27 protein-coding genes are annotated in these 20,786 nt (G+C 71.3%); 15 read left to right on the top strand and 12 right to left on the bottom strand.

What is annotated here, in order from left to right; all coding sequences use genetic code 11:
• Positions 1 to 138: 138 nt before the first annotated feature.
• Positions 139 to 372 carry a DUF4287 domain-containing protein gene (locus tag ACFRCG_RS16300; RefSeq protein ID WP_078975854.1) on the bottom strand — a complete coding sequence of 78 codons (234 nt, stop codon included), beginning with the start codon at positions 370 to 372 and terminating at the stop codon, positions 139 to 141.
• Between the two features lie 109 nt (positions 373 to 481).
• Here ACFRCG_RS16300 and ACFRCG_RS16295 point away from each other — a divergent pair, with 109 nt between their 5' ends.
• Positions 482 to 913 (top strand): hypothetical protein, encoded by a 432-nt coding sequence (locus ACFRCG_RS16295; RefSeq protein ID WP_380014160.1) that lies wholly within the window; start codon positions 482 to 484, stop codon positions 911 to 913.
• 19 nt (positions 914 to 932) lie between these two features.
• On the opposite strand, the gene ACFRCG_RS16290 is transcribed toward ACFRCG_RS16295, so the two are convergent.
• From ACFRCG_RS16290 to ACFRCG_RS16280, 3 genes are all read right to left on the bottom strand, one after another.
• On the bottom strand, positions 933 to 1,523 hold the full coding sequence (locus tag ACFRCG_RS16290) for a hypothetical protein (protein WP_380031982.1): 591 nt from the start codon (positions 1,521 to 1,523) through the stop codon (positions 933 to 935).
• Between the two features lie 203 nt (positions 1,524 to 1,726).
• Positions 1,727 to 2,947, bottom strand: coding sequence for an acetyl-CoA C-acetyltransferase (locus tag ACFRCG_RS16285; RefSeq protein WP_380031980.1), 1,221 nt, complete (start codon positions 2,945 to 2,947; stop codon positions 1,727 to 1,729).
• Positions 2,948 to 3,104: 157 nt separating this feature from the next.
• Positions 3,105 to 4,247, bottom strand: coding sequence for an SGNH/GDSL hydrolase family protein (locus tag ACFRCG_RS16280; protein WP_380031978.1), 1,143 nt, complete (start codon positions 4,245 to 4,247; stop codon positions 3,105 to 3,107).
• Positions 4,248 to 4,511: 264 nt separating this feature from the next.
• Here ACFRCG_RS16280 and ACFRCG_RS16275 point away from each other — a divergent pair, with 264 nt between their 5' ends.
• From ACFRCG_RS16275 to ACFRCG_RS16250, 6 genes are all read left to right on the top strand, one after another.
• Positions 4,512 to 5,888: a cystathionine beta-synthase gene (locus ACFRCG_RS16275; protein ID WP_380031976.1), complete on the top strand. Its 1,377-nt coding sequence runs from the start codon at positions 4,512 to 4,514 to the stop codon at positions 5,886 to 5,888.
• A 131-nt stretch (positions 5,889 to 6,019) separates the two neighbouring features.
• Positions 6,020 to 6,610 (top strand): GNAT family N-acetyltransferase, encoded by a 591-nt coding sequence (locus ACFRCG_RS16270; protein WP_380031974.1) that lies wholly within the window; start codon positions 6,020 to 6,022, stop codon positions 6,608 to 6,610.
• Between the two features lie 120 nt (positions 6,611 to 6,730).
• On the top strand, positions 6,731 to 7,375 hold the full coding sequence (locus ACFRCG_RS16265; RefSeq protein WP_380031972.1) for a helix-turn-helix domain-containing protein: 645 nt from the start codon (positions 6,731 to 6,733) through the stop codon (positions 7,373 to 7,375).
• A gap of 10 nt (positions 7,376 to 7,385) precedes the next feature.
• The gene (locus ACFRCG_RS16260; protein ID WP_380014181.1) at positions 7,386 to 7,508 is read left to right on the top strand and encodes a hypothetical protein; all 123 of its coding nucleotides are present in this window, start codon (positions 7,386 to 7,388) and stop codon (positions 7,506 to 7,508) included.
• A 91-nt stretch (positions 7,509 to 7,599) separates the two neighbouring features.
• Positions 7,600 to 7,920: a hypothetical protein gene (locus ACFRCG_RS16255; RefSeq protein ID WP_078975846.1), complete on the top strand. Its 321-nt coding sequence runs from the start codon at positions 7,600 to 7,602 to the stop codon at positions 7,918 to 7,920.
• A gap of 341 nt (positions 7,921 to 8,261) precedes the next feature.
• Positions 8,262 to 8,504: a chaplin gene (locus tag ACFRCG_RS16250; RefSeq protein WP_380031970.1), complete on the top strand. Its 243-nt coding sequence runs from the start codon at positions 8,262 to 8,264 to the stop codon at positions 8,502 to 8,504.
• A 134-nt stretch (positions 8,505 to 8,638) separates the two neighbouring features.
• Here ACFRCG_RS16250 and ACFRCG_RS16245 read toward each other — a convergent pair whose 3' ends face one another.
• Positions 8,639 to 9,409, bottom strand: a complete 771-nt coding sequence (locus ACFRCG_RS16245; protein WP_380031968.1) for an SDR family NAD(P)-dependent oxidoreductase — start codon at positions 9,407 to 9,409, stop codon at positions 8,639 to 8,641.
• 243 nt (positions 9,410 to 9,652) lie between these two features.
• Between ACFRCG_RS16245 and ACFRCG_RS16240 the strand changes: the two genes are divergently transcribed.
• Positions 9,653 to 10,153, top strand: coding sequence for an Asp23/Gls24 family envelope stress response protein (locus ACFRCG_RS16240; RefSeq protein WP_380031966.1), 501 nt, complete (start codon positions 9,653 to 9,655; stop codon positions 10,151 to 10,153).
• Positions 10,154 to 10,222: 69 nt separating this feature from the next.
• Here the strand turns inward: ACFRCG_RS16240 and ACFRCG_RS16235 are convergent, their stop codons facing one another.
• Positions 10,223 to 11,281: a hypothetical protein gene (locus ACFRCG_RS16235; protein WP_380031964.1), complete on the bottom strand. Its 1,059-nt coding sequence runs from the start codon at positions 11,279 to 11,281 to the stop codon at positions 10,223 to 10,225.
• A 175-nt stretch (positions 11,282 to 11,456) separates the two neighbouring features.
• Here ACFRCG_RS16235 and ACFRCG_RS16230 point away from each other — a divergent pair, with 175 nt between their 5' ends.
• From ACFRCG_RS16230 to ACFRCG_RS16210, 5 genes are all read left to right on the top strand, one after another.
• Positions 11,457 to 12,341 carry a menaquinone biosynthetic enzyme MqnA/MqnD family protein gene (locus tag ACFRCG_RS16230; RefSeq protein ID WP_380031962.1) on the top strand — a complete coding sequence of 295 codons (885 nt, stop codon included), beginning with the start codon at positions 11,457 to 11,459 and terminating at the stop codon, positions 12,339 to 12,341.
• A gap of 70 nt (positions 12,342 to 12,411) precedes the next feature.
• Entirely contained in the window at positions 12,412 to 13,617 is a 1,206-nt protein-coding gene (gene mqnC / locus ACFRCG_RS16225; protein ID WP_380031960.1) for a cyclic dehypoxanthinyl futalosine synthase, read from the top strand.
• Between the two features lie 23 nt (positions 13,618 to 13,640).
• Positions 13,641 to 14,885, top strand: coding sequence for an amidohydrolase family protein (locus tag ACFRCG_RS16220; RefSeq protein WP_380031958.1), 1,245 nt, complete (start codon positions 13,641 to 13,643; stop codon positions 14,883 to 14,885).
• 438 nt (positions 14,886 to 15,323) lie between these two features.
• Entirely contained in the window at positions 15,324 to 16,025 is a 702-nt protein-coding gene (locus ACFRCG_RS16215) for a demethylmenaquinone methyltransferase (protein WP_380031955.1), read from the top strand.
• Between the two features lie 95 nt (positions 16,026 to 16,120).
• The gene (locus ACFRCG_RS16210) at positions 16,121 to 17,431 is read left to right on the top strand and encodes a geranylgeranyl reductase family protein (RefSeq protein ID WP_380014205.1); all 1,311 of its coding nucleotides are present in this window, start codon (positions 16,121 to 16,123) and stop codon (positions 17,429 to 17,431) included.
• Positions 17,432 to 17,487: 56 nt separating this feature from the next.
• On the opposite strand, the gene ACFRCG_RS16205 is transcribed toward ACFRCG_RS16210, so the two are convergent.
• The 5 genes from ACFRCG_RS16205 to ACFRCG_RS16185 form a co-directional block, all read right to left on the bottom strand.
• Entirely contained in the window at positions 17,488 to 17,757 is a 270-nt protein-coding gene (locus ACFRCG_RS16205; protein ID WP_380014208.1) for a type II toxin-antitoxin system RelE/ParE family toxin, read from the bottom strand.
• Positions 17,754 to 18,026, bottom strand: a complete 273-nt coding sequence (locus ACFRCG_RS16200; protein WP_380031953.1) for a type II toxin-antitoxin system Phd/YefM family antitoxin — start codon at positions 18,024 to 18,026, stop codon at positions 17,754 to 17,756. The genes ACFRCG_RS16205 and ACFRCG_RS16200 overlap by 4 nt, the downstream gene beginning before the upstream one ends.
• Before the next feature lie 136 nt (positions 18,027 to 18,162).
• Positions 18,163 to 18,354, bottom strand: coding sequence for a DUF397 domain-containing protein (locus ACFRCG_RS16195; RefSeq protein WP_380031952.1), 192 nt, complete (start codon positions 18,352 to 18,354; stop codon positions 18,163 to 18,165).
• A gap of 51 nt (positions 18,355 to 18,405) precedes the next feature.
• On the bottom strand, positions 18,406 to 18,600 hold the full coding sequence (locus tag ACFRCG_RS16190) for a DUF397 domain-containing protein (RefSeq protein ID WP_380031950.1): 195 nt from the start codon (positions 18,598 to 18,600) through the stop codon (positions 18,406 to 18,408).
• Positions 18,597 to 19,430: a helix-turn-helix domain-containing protein gene (locus ACFRCG_RS16185; protein ID WP_380031948.1), complete on the bottom strand. Its 834-nt coding sequence runs from the start codon at positions 19,428 to 19,430 to the stop codon at positions 18,597 to 18,599. The genes ACFRCG_RS16190 and ACFRCG_RS16185 overlap by 4 nt, the downstream gene beginning before the upstream one ends.
• A 130-nt stretch (positions 19,431 to 19,560) precedes the next feature.
• Here ACFRCG_RS16185 and ACFRCG_RS16180 point away from each other — a divergent pair, with 130 nt between their 5' ends.
• Both ACFRCG_RS16180 and ACFRCG_RS16175 read left to right on the top strand, forming a co-directional pair.
• The gene (locus ACFRCG_RS16180; RefSeq protein ID WP_380031946.1) at positions 19,561 to 19,956 is read left to right on the top strand and encodes a hypothetical protein; all 396 of its coding nucleotides are present in this window, start codon (positions 19,561 to 19,563) and stop codon (positions 19,954 to 19,956) included.
• 164 nt (positions 19,957 to 20,120) lie between these two features.
• Entirely contained in the window at positions 20,121 to 20,405 is a 285-nt protein-coding gene (locus ACFRCG_RS16175) for a hypothetical protein (protein WP_380031944.1), read from the top strand.
• Here ACFRCG_RS16175 and ACFRCG_RS16170 read toward each other — a convergent pair.
• Complete coding sequence (locus ACFRCG_RS16170; RefSeq protein WP_380031941.1) at positions 20,393 to 20,725, bottom strand: hypothetical protein; 333 nt, start codon at positions 20,723 to 20,725, stop codon at positions 20,393 to 20,395. The genes ACFRCG_RS16175 and ACFRCG_RS16170 overlap by 13 nt on opposite strands.
• Between the last annotated feature and the right edge of the window lie 61 nt (positions 20,726 to 20,786).

Genomic DNA, 20,786 nt, shown 5'->3' with positions numbered 1-20,786 from the left:
CCCCCACTCGGGGGCACCGCCGCTTTCGCGTTCGCGGGATCGGCGGAGGGTGTGCGGCGGACGTGGCGCGTGCGCGCGATCAGGGTGCCGGGGGTCTTCGACGGGGGGCCGACAGCGGATCGGCCGCGGGTCGGCGGATCAGCTGACTCCGCCCGGCGCGTGCCGGCGGCGCTCGTGTTCGCGGACGATGGCGAGGGCGTGGCCGTGTCCGAGGTTGTGCTCGCCCTGGAGCCAGGAGACCCGGTCCTCGAACCGGGAGAAGGCCGGACCGGCCTCGATCTCCCGGAACCATTCGGGGAGTTCGCGGCCGGTGCAGGCGGGCACCCGGGCCACGAGGTTGCGGTGGGTCTCTTCGGAGAAGTGCAAGGACATAAGCGCCTCCGGTGAGCGTTCCGTTACCCGAGCGTGCATGACGGGCGAACGGTTGGCAAGCGGTCGAAGCCGGCCCACACGCGGTGCGCGCGCTGGGTACGCTCCGGTTATGTCGTCCCGCATCCCCATCCCGCCGGTCGGGAAACCGTCCGTTTCCCTCACGGTCGATCTGGGCCCGTTCGTCAAGGAGTCCGGCGCGGTCGCCGACCGGCTCCGCCACCTGTCCGAGGCCCGGCTCAAGGCCCCGCTGACCGCCCGTCAGGAGGGCGCGCCGAGCCGGGCGGGGGCGGCGCTCGCGCTGGCGCAGTGCCTGGCCGATCTGGCCGCCGCGGTGGAGGGCGAGCCCCGGCGCGAGGTGCCGGACCTGGGGGTGTTCGTGGTCGGTGACCAGATCGCGGTGACCTCGGGGGACCTGGCCGCGGCGCTGGAGCCGTTGACCGAGGAGCACCCGCTGGGCCTGGACGACGGCGAGCCGGCGACGGCGGGCGATGTGGTGCGCCGGGCCCGGGAGATGGTCCGGGAGTTGGCCGCGGCGATCTGAGGCCCGGCCGCGGCGCCGGCTATGCCGGTGGGCGGACGTACAGACGATCCGCGAGGGCGTAGGTGGTGTCCTCGTCCAGGCCGAAGGTCAACGTCCAGCCGCCGCCGATCTCCGAGGTGCCGAGCAGTCGGACCGGGCGGCCCAAGGACAGCGCGATCTCGATCAGCGTGGTGGCCTCCGGGTCGCCGGGCATCACCACCAGCGAGCTGCCGTCGGCGAAGTCGAGTACGTCCAGGCCGCCGGCGCCGGTGGGCGATCCGGTGCGCACGCGCGTGACCGGGGTGCCGCCGGCGACCAGGCCGGTGAGGTAGCCGGCGGTCAGGTGGGTGGGCAGCAGCGGGGTCAGGTTCTCCGAGGGGTGCGGGCGGCGGGCGCCGTCCTCGTCCGACTCGGGGCGGTCGTCCGGGAGATCGTCGCGTCCGTGCCCCGGCACGGTCAGCGGGGGTCGCTCCGGCTCGCGGCTGCGGAAGAGGTGGTCGACGAACGCCTGGTCCCATACCTCGGCGCCGGCCCGGGCCCGGTGGCGTCGGACCAACCGTCGCACGACGGTGGTCACCGCGACGGCGCACGCCGCGGTGAGCAGGACGGGGACGATGTAGACGTTCGGCATGATCCGCAACCCTCGGCCGACCCGGAGAACCCTTCCCCTCCAGGGTCGCGCCGTCGCCGCCTTGCCGCCAGGGCGCGCCGTCCCGACGGGATGGGACCTCGGACCCACGCGGGCGCGGCGTCCGGGTCACCCCGCGCGGCCCGCCCGGGGTGATCCGGACCGGCCGCGCGGCTCGTCGGTACGACCGACGTGGTGCGTCCGGGTCAGCTCATGCGCTCCAGCACCATGGCCATGCCCATGCCGCCGCCGACGCACATCGTCTCCAGGCCCCACTGCTTGTCGTGCCGGCGCAGCGAGTTGATCAGCGTGCTGGTGATCCGCGCGCCGGTCATGCCGAACGGGTGGCCGATCGCGATCGCGCCGCCGTTGACGTTCACCTTGTCCAGCTCGAAGCCCAGGTCCCGGTAGGAGGGGATGACCTGCGCGGCGAACGCCTCGTTGATCTCGACCAGATCGATGTCGGCGGAGGTCAGGCCGGCGCGGGCCATCGCGATCCGCGAGGCCTCGACCGGGCCGTAGCCCATGATCTCGGGCGACAGGCCGGACACGGCGGTGGAGACGATCCGGGCGAGCGGGGTCAGGCCCAGCTCGCGGGCCTTGGTGTCGGACATCACGATCACCGCGGCGGCGCCGTCGTTGAGCGGGCACGCGTTGCCGGCGGTGATCGTGCCGTCCGGGCGGAAGACCGGCTTGAGGCCGGAGACGCCTTCGAGCGTGGTGCCCGCGCGCGGGCCGTCGTCCTTGCTCACCACGGTGCCGTCGGCCAGGGTCACCGGAGTGATGTCCTCGGCCCAGAAGCCGTCGGCGATCGCCTTCTCGGTGAGGTTTTGCGAACGCACCGCGAACTCGTCCTGCTCGGCGCGCGAGATGCCCTTGTGCTGGGCCAGGTTCTCCGCGGTGAAGCCCATCCCGATGTAGACGTCGGGGAGCAGGCCGGCCTCGCGCGGGTCGGTCCAGGTCGAGCCCTCTTCGACGGCCGCGACGGTACGGGCCGCGGCGTCGGCGAAGAGCGGGTTCTTGGTGTCCGGGATCGAGTCGCTGCTGCCCTTGCCCCGCGTGCTGGTGACCATCTCGACGCCGGCGGAGATGTACGCGTCGCCCTCGCCCGCGCGGATCGCGTGCATCGCCATCCGGGTGGTCTGCAGCGAGGAGGAGCAGTAGCGGGTGATCGTGGTTCCGGGCAGGTGGTCGTAGCCGAGCAGGACCGCGACGTTGCGGCCCATGTTGAAGCCCTGCTCGCCGCCCGGCAGGCCGCAGCCCAGCATCAGGTCGTCGATGTCCTTCGGGTCGAGCGCCGGGACCTTGTCCAGGGCGGCGCGGACCATCAGGGCGGTCAGGTCGTCCGCCCGCAGGTCCTTCAGCGAACCCTTGAAGGCGCGGCCGATCGGGGAACGGGCGGTGGCGACGATGACTGCTTCGGGCATCGGGACTCCTATGTGGTCTTCGCGGCCGTCGGTACGAGGACCCCGCGAGGACTCTCGTCGGTACGGATGCGCAACTGACGCTTGAAGTTACTGCCTGGTAGCCGAAAGCGGGAGGGGTGGATCGTGCGACCTGCCCCACGCCCGAACTGACGGCCAGTCAGATTTCCTTCGCCACATTACCTCGGACGTCCTCGAATGGGTTCGATGGATTCGACCCGGGGTTCGATGGATTCGACCCACCGTCCGCCCGCGACCGCCCGCCGTCCGTCCCGGGCCCCTCGGCGGCCTCGGCGAGGCCCTCCGGGTCCACCGTGGCCGGCGTCGGGATCTGCTGCCGCCGACGGTGCCGAAGCAGCGCCCAGCGACCGCGCGGGCCACGTTCGCGACCGCCCACGTCGGTGCCGGCCACCTCGGTGCCGCCCTCGGCCGCCGCCTCGATCGCGGCCTGCGCGATGGGCAGCACACCCTCGCCGCGGAAGCTGTCCGGGCGCACCTCGTCCAGCGGCCACAGGTCGAGCGCGGCGCACAACGACGGCAGCGAGGCCATCGCGGCGGTGGCGTAGCCCTCGACCGAGGGATGGAAACGATCCGGGCCGAACATCGCCTTGGGGCGGGCCAGGAACTCCGGCCCGAGCAGCGCGCCGAGCGAGACGGTACGCCCACCCGCCTCGACCACCGCGATGGTCTGCGCGGCGGCCAGATTGCGGCTCCACTGCCGGGCCAGGTAGCGCAGCGGCTGCGCGATCGGCTCGATCGTGCCCAGGTCGGGGCAGGTGGCCACGACCACCTCGACGCCGGAGGCGATCAGCCGGCGGGCGGCCTGTTCGAGGTGGCGCACCGACTCGGCGGGGCGCATCCGGTGGGTGACGTCGTTGGCGCCGATCATGATCATCGCCACGTCGAGCTCGTGCCGCAGGGCGAGCGTGACCTGGCGCTCCAGGTCCGAGGACTGGGCGCCGGACAGCGCGACGTTGACCAGCCGCACCGGCTGTTCGGCGACCGCGGCCAGGCCGGAGGCGAGCAGCGCGCCGGGGGTCTGCATGGGGTCCTCGACGCCGAGGCCGGCGGCGGTGGAGTCGCCGATCATGGCGAACACGATCGGCTCGCCGGGCTGGTCGCCGTACTCGCCGTACACACCGTCCGCGGTCGGCGGTTCGCCGTCGGGCTCGCCCACCGTGCGGCGGGCCATCTTCGCCTCGGTGTACAACACCGCGAACATCGCCCCGGTCAGCACGCCCACACCGCCGCCGCCGAACGCGGCGGCGGCGGCGACCCGGCGGGCCATCCGGGTGCGCATCATCGCCGTGCTCCGCGGCCTGTCGTCGTGTCCAAGGCCTCGGTCTCCTCCCCGTCACGGACTCCACGCCGACCCTAACCGACCGTCAGGTTCGTCGGCGGGTACCGCGCGGCCGTGGGTCGCGGAACGGGAACGCGTGTTCGCGCGGGTCGGCCCGGCCATCCGCCCTGGAGATCGAAAGGGGCCACTAGGCTGGATGAAGTTCGCGCAATGTGAGGATTTCGGGCCATCCGGCCCCGGCTGATGCGCACTCATGGCGGAGGTTCCGTGCGGTACCACGAATCCATGCTCGACCTGATCGGGGACACCCCCCTCGTCAAGCTCAACTCCGTCACCGCGGGGTTGTCGGCAACGGTGCTGGCGAAGGTCGAATACTTCAACCCCGGCGGTTCGGTGAAGGACCGCATCGCCGTGCGGATGATCGACGCGGCCGAGCAGTCGGGCGCGCTGCGTCCCGGCGGCGTGATCGTCGAGCCCACCTCCGGCAACACCGGCGTCGGGCTCGCCATGGTCGCGCAGCAGCGCGGATACAAGTGTGTGTTCGTCTGCCCGGACAAGGTCAGCATGGACAAGATCAACGTGATGCGGGCGTACGGAGCCGAGGTGGTGGTCTGCCCGACCGCCGTCGACCCCGAGCACCCCGACTCGTACTACAACGTCTCGGACCGGCTGGTGCGCGAGACGCCCGGCGCGTGGAAGCCCGACCAGTACTCCAACCCGGAGAACCCGCAGTCGCACTACCTCTCCACCGGCCCCGAACTGTGGGAGCAGACCGACGGCCGGATCACCTGCTTCGTGGCGGGCGTCGGCACCGGCGGCACCATCTCCGGGACGGGGCGCTTCCTCAAGGAGGTCTCCAACGGCGGCGTGCGGGTGATCGGCGCCGACCCCGAGGGCTCGGTGTACTCCGGCGGCAGCGGCCGGCCGTACCTGGTCGAGGGTGTGGGCGAGGACTTCTGGCCGACCGCGTACGACAGCGCGGTGCCGGACGAGATCATCGCGGTGTCCGACCGGGACTCGTTCCTGATGACCCGTCGGCTCGCCCGCGAGGAGGGCCTGCTCGTCGGCGGCTCGTGCGGGATGGCCGTGGTCGCGGCGCTGCGCGCGGCCGAGCGGCTGGGTCCCGACGACGTGGTCGTGGTGCTGCTGCCGGACTCCGGGCGCGGCTACCTGAGCAAGATCTTCAACGACGAGTGGATGGCCGACTACGGCTTCCTGGACGCGGACCAGGGCGAGGCCACCGTGGCCGACATCCTCACCCGCAAGCAGGGCGACCTGCCGGCCCTTGTGCACGTGCACCCGGAGGAAACGGTCGGCGACTCGATCGCGGTCCTGCGCGAGTTCGGGGTCAGCCAGATGCCGGTGGTCAAGCCCGGCGCCGGGCACCCCGACGTGATGGCCGCCGAGGTGGTCGGCTCGATCGCCGAGCGCGACCTGCTGGACGCGCTGGTGGCCGGTCGGGCGTCGGCGGGCGACCCGTTGGAGAAGTTCATGTCGGCGCCGATGCCGGTGATCGGCTCCGGCGAGCCGATCGCGCGGCTCGCGCGGGTGCTCGAGCAGGCCGACGCGGCGCTGGTGCTGGTGCACGGCAAGCCGCAGGGTGTGGTCACCAGGCAGGACCTGCTCGGCCACCTGGCGGGCTGAGTCGCCCGCGTTTCGCCACCGGGGCACGACGTCATCGGATCGGTTCACCGAGGACACGTTCACGTAGTCGACGCGTAACACCGTCTCGACACCGTGGGGGTTCGACGGGACGGATCGTGAGGACCGCCCCGGTGGCGAGAGGCGGTGCGGTGATGGAGACGACGACCACGGCGATTCGGGGTCGGGCCAGGCTCACCATGGTGGGCGGGGGCGGCGTGGGCGAGTGGCCCGCGCGGGTACGGGTGCGCATGGCCCGGATCGAGGACGTCGCCGAGGTTCGCGCGATGCACGAGCGGTGCTCGCCGGAGGCCCGGCGATTGCGGTACTTCACCTCGACGCCGCGATTGCCGGACGGCGCCCTGGGCAAGCTGCTCGCGCCGGCCGACGGGCTGAGCCTGGTGGCGGTCGGCCCGGACGGGGCGATCGGCGCGCTGGCCACGCTGTTCCACCCCGAGGGGGAGCGGGTGGGAGAGGTGGCGCTCCTGGTCGAGGACGGGTGGCAGCGGCACGGTCTCGGCACGGCGCTGCTGCGCTCGCTGGCGGGGCACGCGGCGGCGCGCGGGGCGACCGGGCTGCGGGCGCACGTACTGCCGTGGAACCGGCGGATGCTCGCTCTGTTCGAGCGGGCCGGGCTGGTCGGCAGGTGCGGCTACGAGGACGGCGTGGTGCTGGTGGAGGCGGAGCTGCCGGCGGGAGCGCTCTCGACGGGGCGGTGCGCGTAGGCGGGGCGGCGTGCCGGGGGAGTGGCGCGCGAGGGGCGGTGGAGGGTGCCGGGGACCTGCTCATTTGCCTCTGAGGCAAGTTAATTGCCTCTCCGGTCCATGCCTGCCTAGTCTCGAAGCATGGTCGCTTCTCCAAGTTACGACATCGGCGATCCCGACCCGGAATCCGCCGGTGCGGAATCCGCCGAGGCGGTGCCGACCGGGCTCGGTGATCGACTGCGCGCGGCCCGGCTGGCGAACGGCTTCAAGCTCGACGAGGCCGCCCGGCTGACCAGGCTTTCCGTCGCCTACCTCTCCCGGCTCGAACACGAGCGCCGGCAACCCTCGTTGCCCGCGCTGCTCACCCTGGCCCGGGTGTACAACACCACCGTCTCCGAACTCCTCGGCGAGGACGCCGCGGCGACCGAGCCCGTGGTCCGCGCCCGTGCGGCCGAGCCGGTCGAGGCGCACGGCTGGACCTACTGGCGCGTGGGCAGCCCGCGACGCGGCATGCAGGCGCTGCGAGTGCGGGTGCCGGCGGGGCGGGCGGACGGGCCCGGCCGGGTGCATCCGGGCGAGGAGTGGCTGTACGTCCTGAGCGGGCAGTTGCGGCTGACCCTGGACGGGGCGACCCACCTGCTCGCGCCCGGCGACGTGGCGCACTTCGACTCGGGCCTCGCGCACCGCATGGAATCGGCCGACGCGTACCTGCCCGTCGAGTTCCTGATGGTTCACGCGGCGCCCGCGCTGGTCGCGTTCTCGCCGTGCCTTCCCGCCCACATATGAGGAGTTCGCCGTGATGGAGAGCGAGAAGAGCCGGGCGACCGGGATGTGGATCCGGATCGCGATCTACATCCTCGGATTCTCCGTGGTCTTCGGGGCGCTGATGGTCACCGCCGTGACGTACGGCCACCGCTGAGCGCACGGGGCGTCGTCGCGGCGCGGCGGCGCGGTGGTGCGCGGCGCGTCAGCACGCCGGGGGTCGCTCGTGGGCCCGTAGGCTCGCGCCCATGGAAAACCCGACTTCCTCCGAGTCCACGACCCGCTACATCCGGCTCAACCTCGAAATCGTGCTCGAGGTCACCGACGCGGACGCGCTGCGCGCCGCCGCGTTGGACAGTGTCAAGGCCGACGAAGAACTGTCGTCCGGCGACCGGGCCGACGCCATGGCCGCGATCGAGAGTGACCTGGCCGAGTCCGTCTCGTACCTGATCGACCCGTTCAGCCTGGTCGAGGAGATCGCCGGCACCGAACTGAGCGAGGCCGGCTGGCAGTCCGAGGGCGCCGAGTACCTGCCCGAGGACGACGACGAGGACGACGAGGACGCCTGACGCGTCCCGGGACGCCCTGTTCCGTCCCGGCCGCCTCGTCCCGGCCTCCGATTCCCACGCGCCCCGACCCGCGCACCGAGTCCTCCGTCCCCGCGCCCCGCAAAGCCCCGGCTTCGCGGGGCGCAGTCCGTTGCCGCTCGACCGTGTGGTGCGCCGATCCTCGCGCGTGCGCCCCTCGGGTCCGGTGGTGCGCCGGCGCCCGGCACCGGCGTACGGCGCAAGCGGCTGTCCCGTAGGGGTGAATCGGCGGCGAACCGGGCGGTGGGGCGTTGCCGATCGATGTGGGCTTCGTTGTCCCACGTGCCGCATCCGTTCGTGCGGCACTGTGACATGGAGGAAGAATGAACACGGTCAAGAAGGCGGCCTTCATCACCGTCGCCGCCGGTGGCATCCTCGCCGCGGGCATCGGTGGGGCCAGCGCCAGCTCCGAGGCGGACGGTGCCGCCGTCAACTCCCCGGGTGTCGCCTCGGGCAACAACATCCAGGTCCCGGTGCACATCCCGGTCAACCTGTGCGGCAACAGCATCAACGTCGTCGGCCTGGTGAACCCGGCGTTCGGCAACGTCTGCATCAACGCCGGCTGACGCTTCGCACCATCGCGGTGGGCGCTGTACGGGGCAAACCGGTCCCGGAACGGCGCCCTCTGTCGTTTTCGGGCCGGTCCCGGGTGCCGCGCGGGTCGCGTCGACCCGCGCGGCATCCGGGACCGAGGTCCCGCTCAGGCGTGGGTGCCGCCGTCGATGCGCAGCGACGTGCCGGTGACGAACTTGCCGTCGTCGGAGGCGAGCGCGGCGATCATGCCGGCGATCACGTCCGGGTGGGCCATGCCGTCGCCGATGATCGGCATCAGCTTGCCGAACAGCTCCCAGTCGGCGTCCTCCGGAACCTGGTTCGGGGTGTCGTCGACGATGCCGCTGGAGATGCTGCCGGGCGCGACGTTGACCGCGCGCAGCCCCTGACGGCTGTACTCCAGGGCGATCGCGTGGGTGAACGCGTCGATCGCGCCCTTGCTGGCCGCGTAGGCCGCCATGTAGGGGTGCGCGAAGCTCGCCGAGGTCGAGCTGAAGTTGATCACCACACCGTTGCCGGTCTCGAGGAGCGCGGGCAGCGCGGCGCGGGTCATCAGGAACGTGCCGGTCAGGTTGATCGTGATGATCTGGTTCCACTTGTCCAGCGGGAAGGTGTGGGTGTGTCCCGCCCGCAGGATGCCCGCGGCGTTGACCAGCACGTCCAGGCCGCCGAACCGCTCGACGGTCTCGGCCACGCCGGTGCCGACCGCGGCCTCGTCCGACACGTCCAGCACACCGGTGGTCAGCCGGGCGTCGAGGCCCTTCTCCGCCGCCATCGCGCGGGTCTTGTCCAGCCCGTCGGCGTTGACGTCGACCGCGTGTACGGAACCCGCCTCGCTCAGCAGCCGCAGCACCGTGGCCTGGCCGATGCCCGAGCCGCCGCCGGTGACGATGACGCGCCGATCCTGGAACCGCTCCACAGTGTTTCCTCCTTGGCCGGGATGCAGGGGTCCCATCACAGGCGGTTCCCGATGCGGGGGCAAGCCTCCTGAACGGTTGGCCGGGAGTGAAATGAAACATGTTCCTGTCGCTCGACAGGAACGGCGAACGGCCGATCGGATTAATTCGCCCGGATTGCGTGAGGAACCCACCGGGAAGGGGTCACACCTGTGTGAGGGGAGCCCCCACCTCTCACGAACGCGGCGAAAGACGAGGTTCCAGTCATGGCAGACGTACCCGCCCGCCCGGCGACCAAGAGCGGCACGAGCCCGGAGCGCGTCCAGCACCCGTCGACCGCGGCCTCCGGCGCCTCGCACATGACGGAGGTGACCGCGCTGGCGACCGATCGCGGCCGCACCTCGATCGCGGACGGCGTGGTGGCCAAGGTCGCCGGGCTCGCGGCGCGCGAGATCCCGGGTGTGTACGCGCTGGGCAGCGGGGTCTCCCGGGCCTTCGCCGCGATGCGCAAGGCGGTCCCGGGCGGTCGTCCCGACGTCGCGCGCGGGGTCAGCGTCGAGGTCGGCGAGAAGCAGTGCGCGGTCGACCTGAGCCTGGTCGTCGAATACGGCGCGCCGATCGCCGAGGTCGCCGCGGCGGTGCGCGACCACGTGATCGAGTCGATCGAGCGGATGACCGGTCTGGAGGTGGTCGAGGTGGACATCTCCGTGGACGACATCCACATCGAACAGGACGACGACGAGGGATCCACGCGCAACCTGGCCTGAGCCGGGAACGCCGCGAGGGCGGGCCGGGGATCGCCCCGGTCCCGCCCTCGCGGCATCGACGCGGCGCGGTCAGCGCCGCCGACCGCGCGTGCCCAGCCCGACGGCGCCGACCACGATCATCACGACCGAGGCCGCGAACACCGACCAGGACATCGTGTTCAGCGAGTCGGTGAACACGCCGTAGACGGCCTCGATGCCGTCCCGGTTCAGCGTGTTGCGGGCGGCCAGTTCGTCGGCGACCGGTCCGCTCGCGGCGTTGACCAGGATCAGCAGCAGGCCGCTGGTGACGAACAGCCCGACGCCGGTCATCACCAGCGCACGGAACCGGTTGACGGCGACCGCCAGGCCGATCACCAGGAGTACGAGGGTCAGGATCGGCAACCACCGACCCGCGTCGTCCACCGCCCGGAGCGCGTCCCGACCCTGCTTCGCGTCGGAGGCGTGCGGCAGTTGCGCGAGGTCGATCGCGATGGTGGTCGGCAGGCCCGCCTTGGAGACCGGGATCCCGGCCTTGCTCAACTGGCCCACGATCGCGTCCAGCGGGCTCTTGAGGTTGACCACGACGTCGTCGCCCTTGGTCTGGACGTTCTTGCTGTCACGGCCCAGGAGCGAGGACAACACCACGTCGTGCGCCGTGGAGACGCCGTCCTTCCAGACCGCCTTGAACGTCGGCTTGGCGATCTCCTCGGTCACCGCCGTCTGCACCACCTGGCGCGGCACCTGATTGCGGACTCCGGGCGGCAGTTGCCGCATCACCTCGTCGGTCATCAGCCGCGCGACCTCGCCGCGGATCGCCGACTCGTCGATCAGCTCGACCGCGTTGTCGGTGAACCCCTGGTCGGAGACCACCTCCCAGCGCAACCACAGCGCCGACAGGGCCGGGATCGACAACAGCACGGCCAGCACCAGGCTGATCCCGGCGACGGTGCCGCGCAGCGCGCCGAACGCGGGTCGGGCGGGTTGCGGTCGCGGCGGCGCGCCGTGACCGCCGCCGGGCGCGCCCGGGCCGCCGGGGCGGTACGCGCCACCCGGGTCGTACGGCGGTGGCGCCGGTGTGGCCGCGTAGGGCGGGGGCGGGGGCGGGTAGCCGCCACCCTGGCCCGGATACGAGCCCGGGGACGAGTGCATCGCGCTTCCTCCGTCGTAGTCGGCGGACCGCCGTGCGGTTCGGCCCGGTTCCGGAAGGGTCTCACCCGCTTCCCGCTGCCACTGCCGCATGTCCGCTCTTGTGCCTGTTCGGTGACACCGCGGGTACCGCCGGGTCGATACCGGTGATCCGCGGAGCCGGGCATAGCCTGCGGGGATGGACAGTGTGGACAACGCACCGCAAGCCGGCCGCCGGCGACCCCGGGTGGGCCATATCCAGTACCTGAACTGCCTGCCCATCTACTGGGGCCTGGCCCGCACGGGCACGCTGGTGGATCTGGAGCTCACCAAGGACACTCCGGACAAACTCAACGACGCCCTGGTGCGCGGCGACCTCGACATCGCGCCGATCAGCGTCGTCGAATACCTGCGGCACGCGGACGACCTCGTGGTGCTCCCGGACATCGCGGTGGCCGCCGACGGGCCCGTGATGTCGGTCATGCTGATCAGCCAGGTGCCGATCGAGGAACTGGACGGCTCCCGGGTCGCGCTGGGCTCGCAGAGCCGCACGGGGGTCCGGCTGGCCCGGCTGCTCCTCGAGGAGAGGTACGGCGTACGGCCGAAGTTCTTCACCTCGGCGCCCGACCTGGGCCTGATGATGCAGGAGGCGGACGCCGCCGTGGTGATCGGCGACGTCGCGTTGCGCGCGACGCTCTACGACGCGCCGCGCCTGGGCCTGAAGGTCTACGACCTGGCCGAGGAGTGGAAGCGGTGGACCGGGCTGCCGTTCGTATTCGCGGTGTGGGCCGCGCGCCGCGACTTCCTGGCCGCGCATCCCGCCGAGGTGCGCGAGGTGCACCGGGCCTTCCTGGAGTCGCGCGACCTGTGCATGCGCGAGGTGGACAAGGTCTGCGAGCACGTGGCCCGGTGGGAGGCGTTCGACGCGGCCACGCTGGAGCGCTACTACACCGAGGCGCTCGACTACTCGCTGGGCGCGCGCCACCTGGCCGGGCTCGCCGAGTTCGCCCGCCGTACCTCGCACGACACCGGGTATCCGGCGGACGTGCGGGTGCGGCTGCTCGACGCCCCGCAGGCTTCGTGAGCGCGCCGGATAGGCTCGTTCGCGAGTCGCAGTCGTTCCACTCGTATTCGTTCCATGCGGAGGCTTCCCCGTGATCAGCGATCTCCAGCCGGTCCTGGACCGGGCCGCCGACGGTGGGCGGATCACGCCCGAAGAGGCACTCGCGCTGTACGTCCACGCGCCGCTGCACGCGCTGGGGCGAGCCGCCGACGCCGCCCGCCGCAAGCGCTACGCGGACACCGTCGACATCGCGACGTACATCATCGAGCGCAACATCAACTACACGAACGTGTGCGTCACCGCGTGCAAGTTCTGTGCCTTCTACGCCCCGCCCAAGAGCGAGAAGGGCTGGGTCCGGGAGATCGACGACATCCTGCGCCGGTGCGCGGAGACGGTCGAACTCGGCGGCACCCAGATCATGTTCCAGGGCGGGCACCACCCCGACTTCGGCGTCGAGTACTACGAGCGCTCGTTCGCCGCGATCAAGGCCGAGTTCCCGCAGTTGGTGATCCACTCGCTCGGCGCGTCCGAGGTCGCGCACATGGCCAAGGTGTCCGGGGTGGGCATCGAGGAGGCCATCTCGCGGATCCACGCGGCGGGCCTGGACTCGTTCGCGGGCGCCGGCGCCGAACTGCTCCCGGAGCGCCCGCGCACCGCGATCGCCCCGCTCAAGGAGTCGGGCGAGCGCTGGCTGGAGATCATGGAGACCGCGCACGGCCTGGGTGTCGAGTCCACCTCGACGATGCTGATGGGCACCGGCGAGACCAACGCCGAGCGGATCGAGCACCTGCGGATGATCCGCGACGTGCAGGACCGCACCGGCGGCTTCCGGGCCTTCATCCCGTACACCTACCAGCCGGAGAACAACCACCTGAAGGGACGCACCCAGGCCACCCTGCTCGAATACCTGCGCCTGATCGCGGTCGCCCGGCTGTTCCTGCACAACGTCGCGCACATCCAGGGCTCGTGGCTGACCACGGGCAAGGAGGCCGGCCAGCTGACCCTGCACTACGGCGCGGACGACCTGGGCTCGGTCATGCTGGAGGAGAACGTGGTCTCCTCCGCCGGTGCCAAGCACCGCTCGAACCGGATGGAACTGCTGCACCTGATCCGCGCCGCCGGGCGCGTCCCCGCGCAGCGCGACACCACGTACAACCACCTGATCGTGCACGACGACCCGGCGAACGACCCGGTCGACGACAAGGTGATCTCCCACCTGTCCTCCATCGCCATCCCCGGCGGCACCGCCCGCCCCGAGCCGCCTCGCACACAGCTGAAGGTGGTCGACGCGCGCTGAACCCGGCTTGGCAGGATGGGCGCATGTCGTTGACGCTGCATGTTGCGCCCGTTGTCCTGTCGATGGTCGACGCGGAACCCATTCGCGACGGTGCCGTGCTCGTGGAGGACGAGCGCGTCGTCGCGGTGGGGCCGCGGGCCGAGTTGGTCGCGGAGGGGGCGCGGGAGCGGGTCTGGCGCGGAGTGCTCACGCCGGGGCTGGTGAACGCGCACGCGCACCTCCAGTACACCGACTTCGGCGATCTCGCGTTGTCCGGGCTGGCGTTCCCGGAGTGGATCCGGGTGCTGATCGAGCGGCGGGCCGACTTCTCCGAGGTGATGTGGCAGGAGAGCGCCCGCCGCGGGGTGCACCACATGTTGCGCTCGGGGACCACGGCGGCGGCGGACGTGGTCACCGACCCGTGCGTACTGGTGCCGGTGGGCCGGTCCGGCCTGCGCGGGATCAGCTACGTCGAGGTGATCGCGGACGACGCGATGTGGGCCGGCGGGCGCCGCGAGGCGTTCCTGGACACACTGCGCGGGGCGAGCGGCGGGCGCACGATGGGCGTGTCGCCGCACACCCCCTTCACGGTCGGGACGGCCGTGTTCGCGGAGTGCGTGAAGATCGCCCGCGAGCGCGGACTGCGGCTGCACCCGCACCTGGCGGAGACCTCGCACGAGGTGGAGTTCGTCCGGGACGGCACCGGCCGGTTCGCCGAGGCGAACCGCGCGACGGGGATGGCCCTGGAACTGCTCGACGGCGGCAGCGGCGGCAGCCCCGCGACCTACCTGGACGGCTTCGCCGGGCTCGGGCCGGACGTGCACGTCGCGCACGGCGTGCACCTGGGCGCGCAGGACCGGGCGCTGCTGCGCGGGCACGGTACGGCCGTGGCCCTGTGCGTGCGCTCCAACGCGATCCTGGCGGCGGGCGAGGCGCCCGTGGCGGACTACCTGACCGAGGGCTCGCCGCTGGCCCTGGGCACCGACTCGCTGGCCTCCTCGCCGTCCCTGGACATGTGGGAGGAGGCGGCGGCGGTCCGCGAGGTCGCGGTGCGCCAGGGATACCGCGCGGACGACCTGGACCGGCGCCTGGTCGAGGCGGTCACGGTCGGCGGCGCGGCGGCGATGGGCGGCCTGGATGGGGCGGGCACGCTGCGCCCGGGCGGCCTCGCCGACCTCGCGGTGTTCGACGTGCCGACCGAGGGCGACCCGTACGCGGCCCTGCTCGCCCACGGCACCGGCTCGTGCGTGGCCACCGTGCTCGGCGGCCGGCTCGTGCACCGCCGCTGACGGCGGCCCGAGGAGCGCCGGCGCGGATCGTTCGGGGCGCGATCAGGCATGGCCGGCCGAACCCGGGGCAGGCGCCCGGTCGACAAGACAGGGTTTCCCGACCACTTCCGACGCGGGCGCCGCCCGTGCGGAACGAGGAGGCACACCATGTCCGTTGGTACGCGAATCCGGTCCCTCGTCCATGCCGTGACCCCGCATCGCAGGCGCCGCCGTACCGGTCGTGGTCGCGGCGGCGGCGTCGGTGTCGGCGTGCGCATCGGCCGGCTCGGCGGCGGGGTCGGGGTCGGCCGGCGCCGCGCCGCAGGCCGTGCCGGGCGTCGCTGAGGGCCGGGCGCCGGGTACAAGGCCACCGGGCGGGTCGCACGCTCCACGCGACCCGCCCGGTGCGTTGCCCGCCCCCTGACCCGGGTACGGTCCCGGCCGCGAGATGATGGCCGGGTGACCCGAGCCTCCCTGGACAAACAACCGCGTGAAGTCGCGTCGATGTTCGACGCGGTCGCGGCGCGCTACGACCTGACCAACACCGTGCTGTCGATGGGCCAGGACCGGTCCTGGCGCAAAGCCGTCGCGCGGGCCGTGGACGCGCGCCCGGGTGAGCGCGTACTCGACCTGGCGGCCGGCACCGGCACCTCCTCGCTGCCCTTCCGGGACGCGGGCGCGGACGTGGTTCCGTGCGACTTCTCCGTGGGCATGCTGCGCGAGGGCAAGCGCCGGCACCCCGAACTCGCGTTCACCGCGGGCGACGCGACCCGGCTTCCGTTCCGGGACGCCACGTTCGACGCGGTGACCATCTCCTTCGGACTGCGCAACGTCAACGACACCGAGGGCGCGCTGCGCGAGATGTTGCGGGTGACCCGCCCGGGCGGACGCCTGGTGGTCTGCGAGTTCAGCCGGCCCACGTGGCCCGCGTTCGAGACGGTCTACGTGGAGTACCTGATGCGCGCGCTGCCGTCGGTGGCCACCGCCGTGAGCAGCAACCCGGACGCGTACGTCTATCTGGCGGAGTCCATCCGCGCCTGGCCCGACCAGGCCGGACTGGCCGCCATCGTGCGCCGGGCCGGCTGGGAGCGGGCGGCGTGGCGCAACCTCACCGGCGGCGTGGTCGCGCTGCACCGGGGCTTTCGACCCACCACCGGATGACCACGGGCCGGTCCCCGGCCCGCTGCTCATAGACTTGTCCGGCCGGAACCGTCCCGGTTTCGGCACTGCCGCAGAGACTTCCAGGGGAGTCGTCCGTGACCGACGCAGCGCCCGTCACAACCACCAAGCGCGCCGACTCGACGCATGAGGCCGACGTCATCGTGGTCGGGGCCGGTCCGGCCGGATCGACCACGGCGTATCACCTGGCCAAGTCCGGCGTGAGCGTGATCCTGCTGGAGAAGACCGCGTTCCCCCGCGAGAAGGTCTGCGGCGACGGGCTCACCCCGCGCGCGGTCAAGCAGTTGATCGCGATGGGCGTGGACACCTCTGTCGAGGCCGGATGGCTGCCCAACAAGGGGCTGCGCATCCTCGGCGGGGGCATGCGGCTCGAACTGGACTGGCCGGACCTGGCCAGCTTCCCGGCGCACGGACTGGTCCGCAAGCGGGCCGACTTCGACGAGATCCTGGCCCGCCAGGCGGCGGCCGCGGGCGCGAAGCTGTACGAGCGCGCCAACGTCACCGGCCCGATCCTGGACGAGCGCACCGGACGCATCGTCGGGGTCAACGCGCGGATGAACGGCTCGAAGGAGGAGACCGTCTTCCGTGCGCCGATCGTGGTCGCCGCCGACGGCAACTCGACCCGGCTCTCCCTCGCGATGGGCCTGCACCGGCGCGAGGACCGCCCGATGGGCGTCGCGGTCCGCACCTACTTCACCTCCCCGCGCAGCGACGACGACTACCTGGAGTCGTGGCTGGAGCTGTGGGACCGCCGCGACGGCCAGGAGAAGCTGCTGCCCGGCTACGGCTGGGTGTTCGGCATGGGCGACGGCACCTCGAACGTGGGCCTGGGCCTGCTCAACACCTCGGCGGCGTTCAAGGACATCGACTACCGCGACCTGCTCAAGGGCTGGGTCTCGGGCATGCCCGAGGACTGGGGCTACACCGACGAGAACCAGCAGGGCCCGATCCGCGGCGCGGCGCTGCCGATGGGCTTCAACCGCCAACCGCACTACACCAAGGGCCTGTTGCTGGTCGGCGACGCGGGCGGGATGGTCAACCCGTTCAACGGCGAGGGCATCGCGTACGCGATGGAGTCCGGCGAGATCGCGGCCCAGGTGATCACCCAAGCGGTGGCCCGCCTCACCCCCGAGGGCCGCGAGCGCGCGCTGCACGACTACCCGCGCATCCTCAAGCAGACCTACGGCGGCTACTACACGCTCGGCCGGGTCTTCGTGAAGCTGATCGGCGACCCGAGGGTGATGAACTTCGCCACCAAGCACGGTTTGCCGCACCCGATGCTGATGAAGTTCGTCCTGAAGATGCTGGCCAATCTGACCGACCCCAGGGGCGGCGACGCGATGGACCGCATCATCAACGGCATGGCCCGCATCGCCCCGGCCGCGTAGTCGTCGCCTTCGGTCGGCCGCAGCCGGAGCGGCCGACCGAAGGGCGACGGACGCGATCAGATGTTGCGGTAGACATCGCGGCGGTCCCCTACCTTGACGACCAGAATGACGAGCTCGCCGTCGAGGACCTGGTAGGCGATCCGATAGTTGCCCACCCGAAGTCGATAGAGCCCCGAGGGGCCGGTGAGCTTTTTGACGTCGGCGTCTTCGCGGTAGGGATCCTCGCCGAGCGCGGTCAGTGCGGTCAGGATCCGCATCGCTGCAAGGCGTTCGAGGGATCGCAACTGCCGCTGCGCCGCGGTGGTGAACCGGAAGGCGTATTTCACGCCGCGCCCTCACCGTGCTCGGTGAACAGGTCCGCCAGTAGCTCGGCCATTGTCACGGTCGGGCCGCCTTCGGCCAGGACCGCTTCTGCTTCGCGGGCCAGCAGGACGTCGGCAGCTTCCTCCAATGCCTCGAAGTCGGCAATCGGCACCACTGCGGCCACCGGCACACCATTGCGGGTGATCACTGTGGGTGTGCCGTGCTCGGCGCGACTGATGTGGTCCGCGAGATGAGCACGCGCTTCGCGTACGGTCACAGCGCTCTCGGTCATGAAGCCAGTGTACGCCTTGGTGTGTACACATGAGGGTCGAATGCCACACCTCACTCCCCACCGTGCGATTCGCTCCGGATGCGTAGGGTGAGGGCCTATCGCTCCGACCTCGGGCGGGCCGGGTTCACCGTTGCACTCAGACGCGCAACGAGGCGGTGAGCGCCGCCCACGAAGCCGCGCCGATCACGAGGTGGCCGACTGTGGGAGCCCTGCTGTCACGGACAGGGACGATGCCCGCGAAGTTGCCGCCTACCTCCACACATGCACCCCCATCGGAGTTGGTGTAGGTGGACTTGCGCCAGGCGGCGATCAGCCCTGACTTCGGCATTCCTCGCATCCCCTTCATCGTCGGATGGGTCGACCAGGCACTGCGTCGCCGTCAGGTGCGGAGCGCCGCCGTGAGGGCTGTCCACGAGGCCGCGCCGATTATCAGGTGACCAGCGCTCGGGTTCTTGGAGTCGCGTACGGGAACGATTCCCGGGAAATCGTCGACCACCTCGACACAGGCACCTTGAGCATCATTGGTGTAGCTCGACTTGCGCCAGGCAAAGGTGTCCAGATCGGGGGTCGTCATTCCTCGTACTCCTTGATCACCGCGCGAATCAGAATGGCCGACTCCCTGGGGGACAGGGCGTAGGCGCTCACCCGATCGTAGGCCCGGCGTCGCGCAAGTACGACGTCCGGATCCTCAAGGATTTGACCGCTGGCACTGCCTTCCACGTAGACGAGCGACGTACTGTCTCGAAGCTCGATGACGATCTGTGTCGCCTCGCTCAGGCTCTGTTCGCCGCGGTGGAAGGGCAACACCTGGAGGGTGCCGTGTTCGTGGTCCATCATCGGCAAGAGCGCGGTGAGTTGCGCCACCATGACCGTCGGTCCGCCGACCCATCGTCGTAGAACCGATTCGTCGAGGATGGCCGCGAAGTGGGGGTTCGGGGATTGGTCGAAGATTGTGCGTCTGCCGATCCGAGCATCCACTCGATCCTCGATTTCGTCCTCCGTCGCCCCTCGGTCGGCCTCACGGAAGACTGTTCGCGCGTAGTCCGGGGTTTGCAGGAGCCCAGGAATCCGGAAACCTGCCCATTCGCGCAACGCTTCGGCCTTGCGCTCCAGACTCATGTAGTCCAAGAACTGATCAGGGAACCGCACATTGCGCAACATCTCGAACAGCGCGGTGAACAGGCCATTCGTGCCGAACGCCGCGTCGAGCTTGGGGCACAACTCTTCAGGCACTCGGCTGTCGCCCGTCTCGAACCGCGACATCGACGACTTGCTGTAGCCCACGATGTCGGCCAGTTCGGTCACGGACAGCCCGGCGCGTGAGCGGTGCTCCCTGATTTGCGCCGCCATGCGCTGCCGTGGCGATCCCTCGGTCGGATTGCTTGGATGCTCCTGGAATCGCACGTACGTTCCCCCAATTTGTCCCAATTGAGTTCGCAACGGGAGGTCACTCCAAAGGTTAGGCACGCCGGCCGATGCTGTCAGGGAGTGGCCGAAAAACGACTGACGGCAACGAAAGGCAAGAGGCGTGCCCATGACCGTGACGAGACAACAACCGCTCACCGAAGCCGAGTTGCGGCTTCGGATGGCGGGCGGCGAGGTGCGCGTGCGGGATGCCCGGAGTCGGTATGTGGGGACGCTTTACCGCGTGGCCGGCGGCTACGTCGTGGCGCTCACCGCCAACTCCCAGGCGACCTACACCATTCCGCTCGCGCACCTCGAAGTGGTGGACGACGAGGCCGGCTCGCCCATGGCGACCAAGCCCGAACCGGCGAAGCCGGAGGCGGCCCGGCCCGGCCGAATCGTGGCGGCCCAACCCCTCGTGGACGAGCCGTGTCGAACCAAGGCGCAACACCTGTTCCGCGACGGGTCGATCACGTGGCGCATGCCGCCCGACGACGCGCGTCCCAGCCGACCGCCCACCCCCTGATCGGCCGCACCGCCCCCACTGGCCTGGTCGGCGGTGCGGCCCCGCCGCCCCGACGCCTCCCGAGGCGTCCGGGCGAAGCCGACCGGCGCGGAGCGCTCCCCGCGCCGGTCGGCCACGAAGCGACGCGTTCCCCATCCCCCCGCCCACGAAAGGCACACCCCGCCATGCCCGAACCCGCCGAGATCGGCCAAAAGGTCAAGCACCGGGACGCCCGTCTGCGACCGACCCACCCGCCCGGCGTGATCGAGCACATCGACACGGCCACCGCCCGGGTGCGCGTCCAGCCCTTCGACCCGGCCCGCCCCGCGTGGACCGCCGACATCGCCGCCGTGGAGCCGGACGACGCCATCTGGTACCCGACCGACGGGGCACCACCCGCCAAATCCGTCCCGTTCCCGATCCCTCCCGGCGCCCGAGCCCCACGCGTCTACGGCTGCTACCGCCGCTGACCCCGGGCCATGTGAGCCCCGATCCCCTCGTGTGTCGCGAGTCCAGGGCCGCCTCGGGTGATCGCCTCCACGCGGTCGTGCTCGCGCTCGGTGGCCTCGTCGATTTCCGGTCGCGTTCGGCGCGACCAGCGGTTCATGGTCAGGAGCTTGTCCCGCGCGGGCGTGTCCTCGACCACCCTGGTGAACTCGTCGCGCTGATCGGCCGGAAGGGCTTCGCGGATGCTCGCGATCGTGGCCGGCGTCTCGATCCGTTCGCCGTCGACCACGGTCCAAAAGGTGCGTCCGTCGGGCTCCGGCCCGTCTTCGGGTTGCTCGTCCATGGACTTCCTTCGGTGTGTCATGACTTGACTACTTACAGTGTGCGTCCGGTCGGGCCGTTCC

The sequence above is a fragment of the Embleya sp. NPDC056575 genome (genome assembly GCF_042793325.1).
In the GTDB taxonomy this organism is placed as follows: Bacteria; Actinomycetota; Actinomycetes; order Streptomycetales; family Streptomycetaceae; genus Embleya.
The sequence above is the reverse complement of the archived record's forward strand: the minus strand, read 5'-3'. Positions and strand labels throughout refer to the sequence as shown.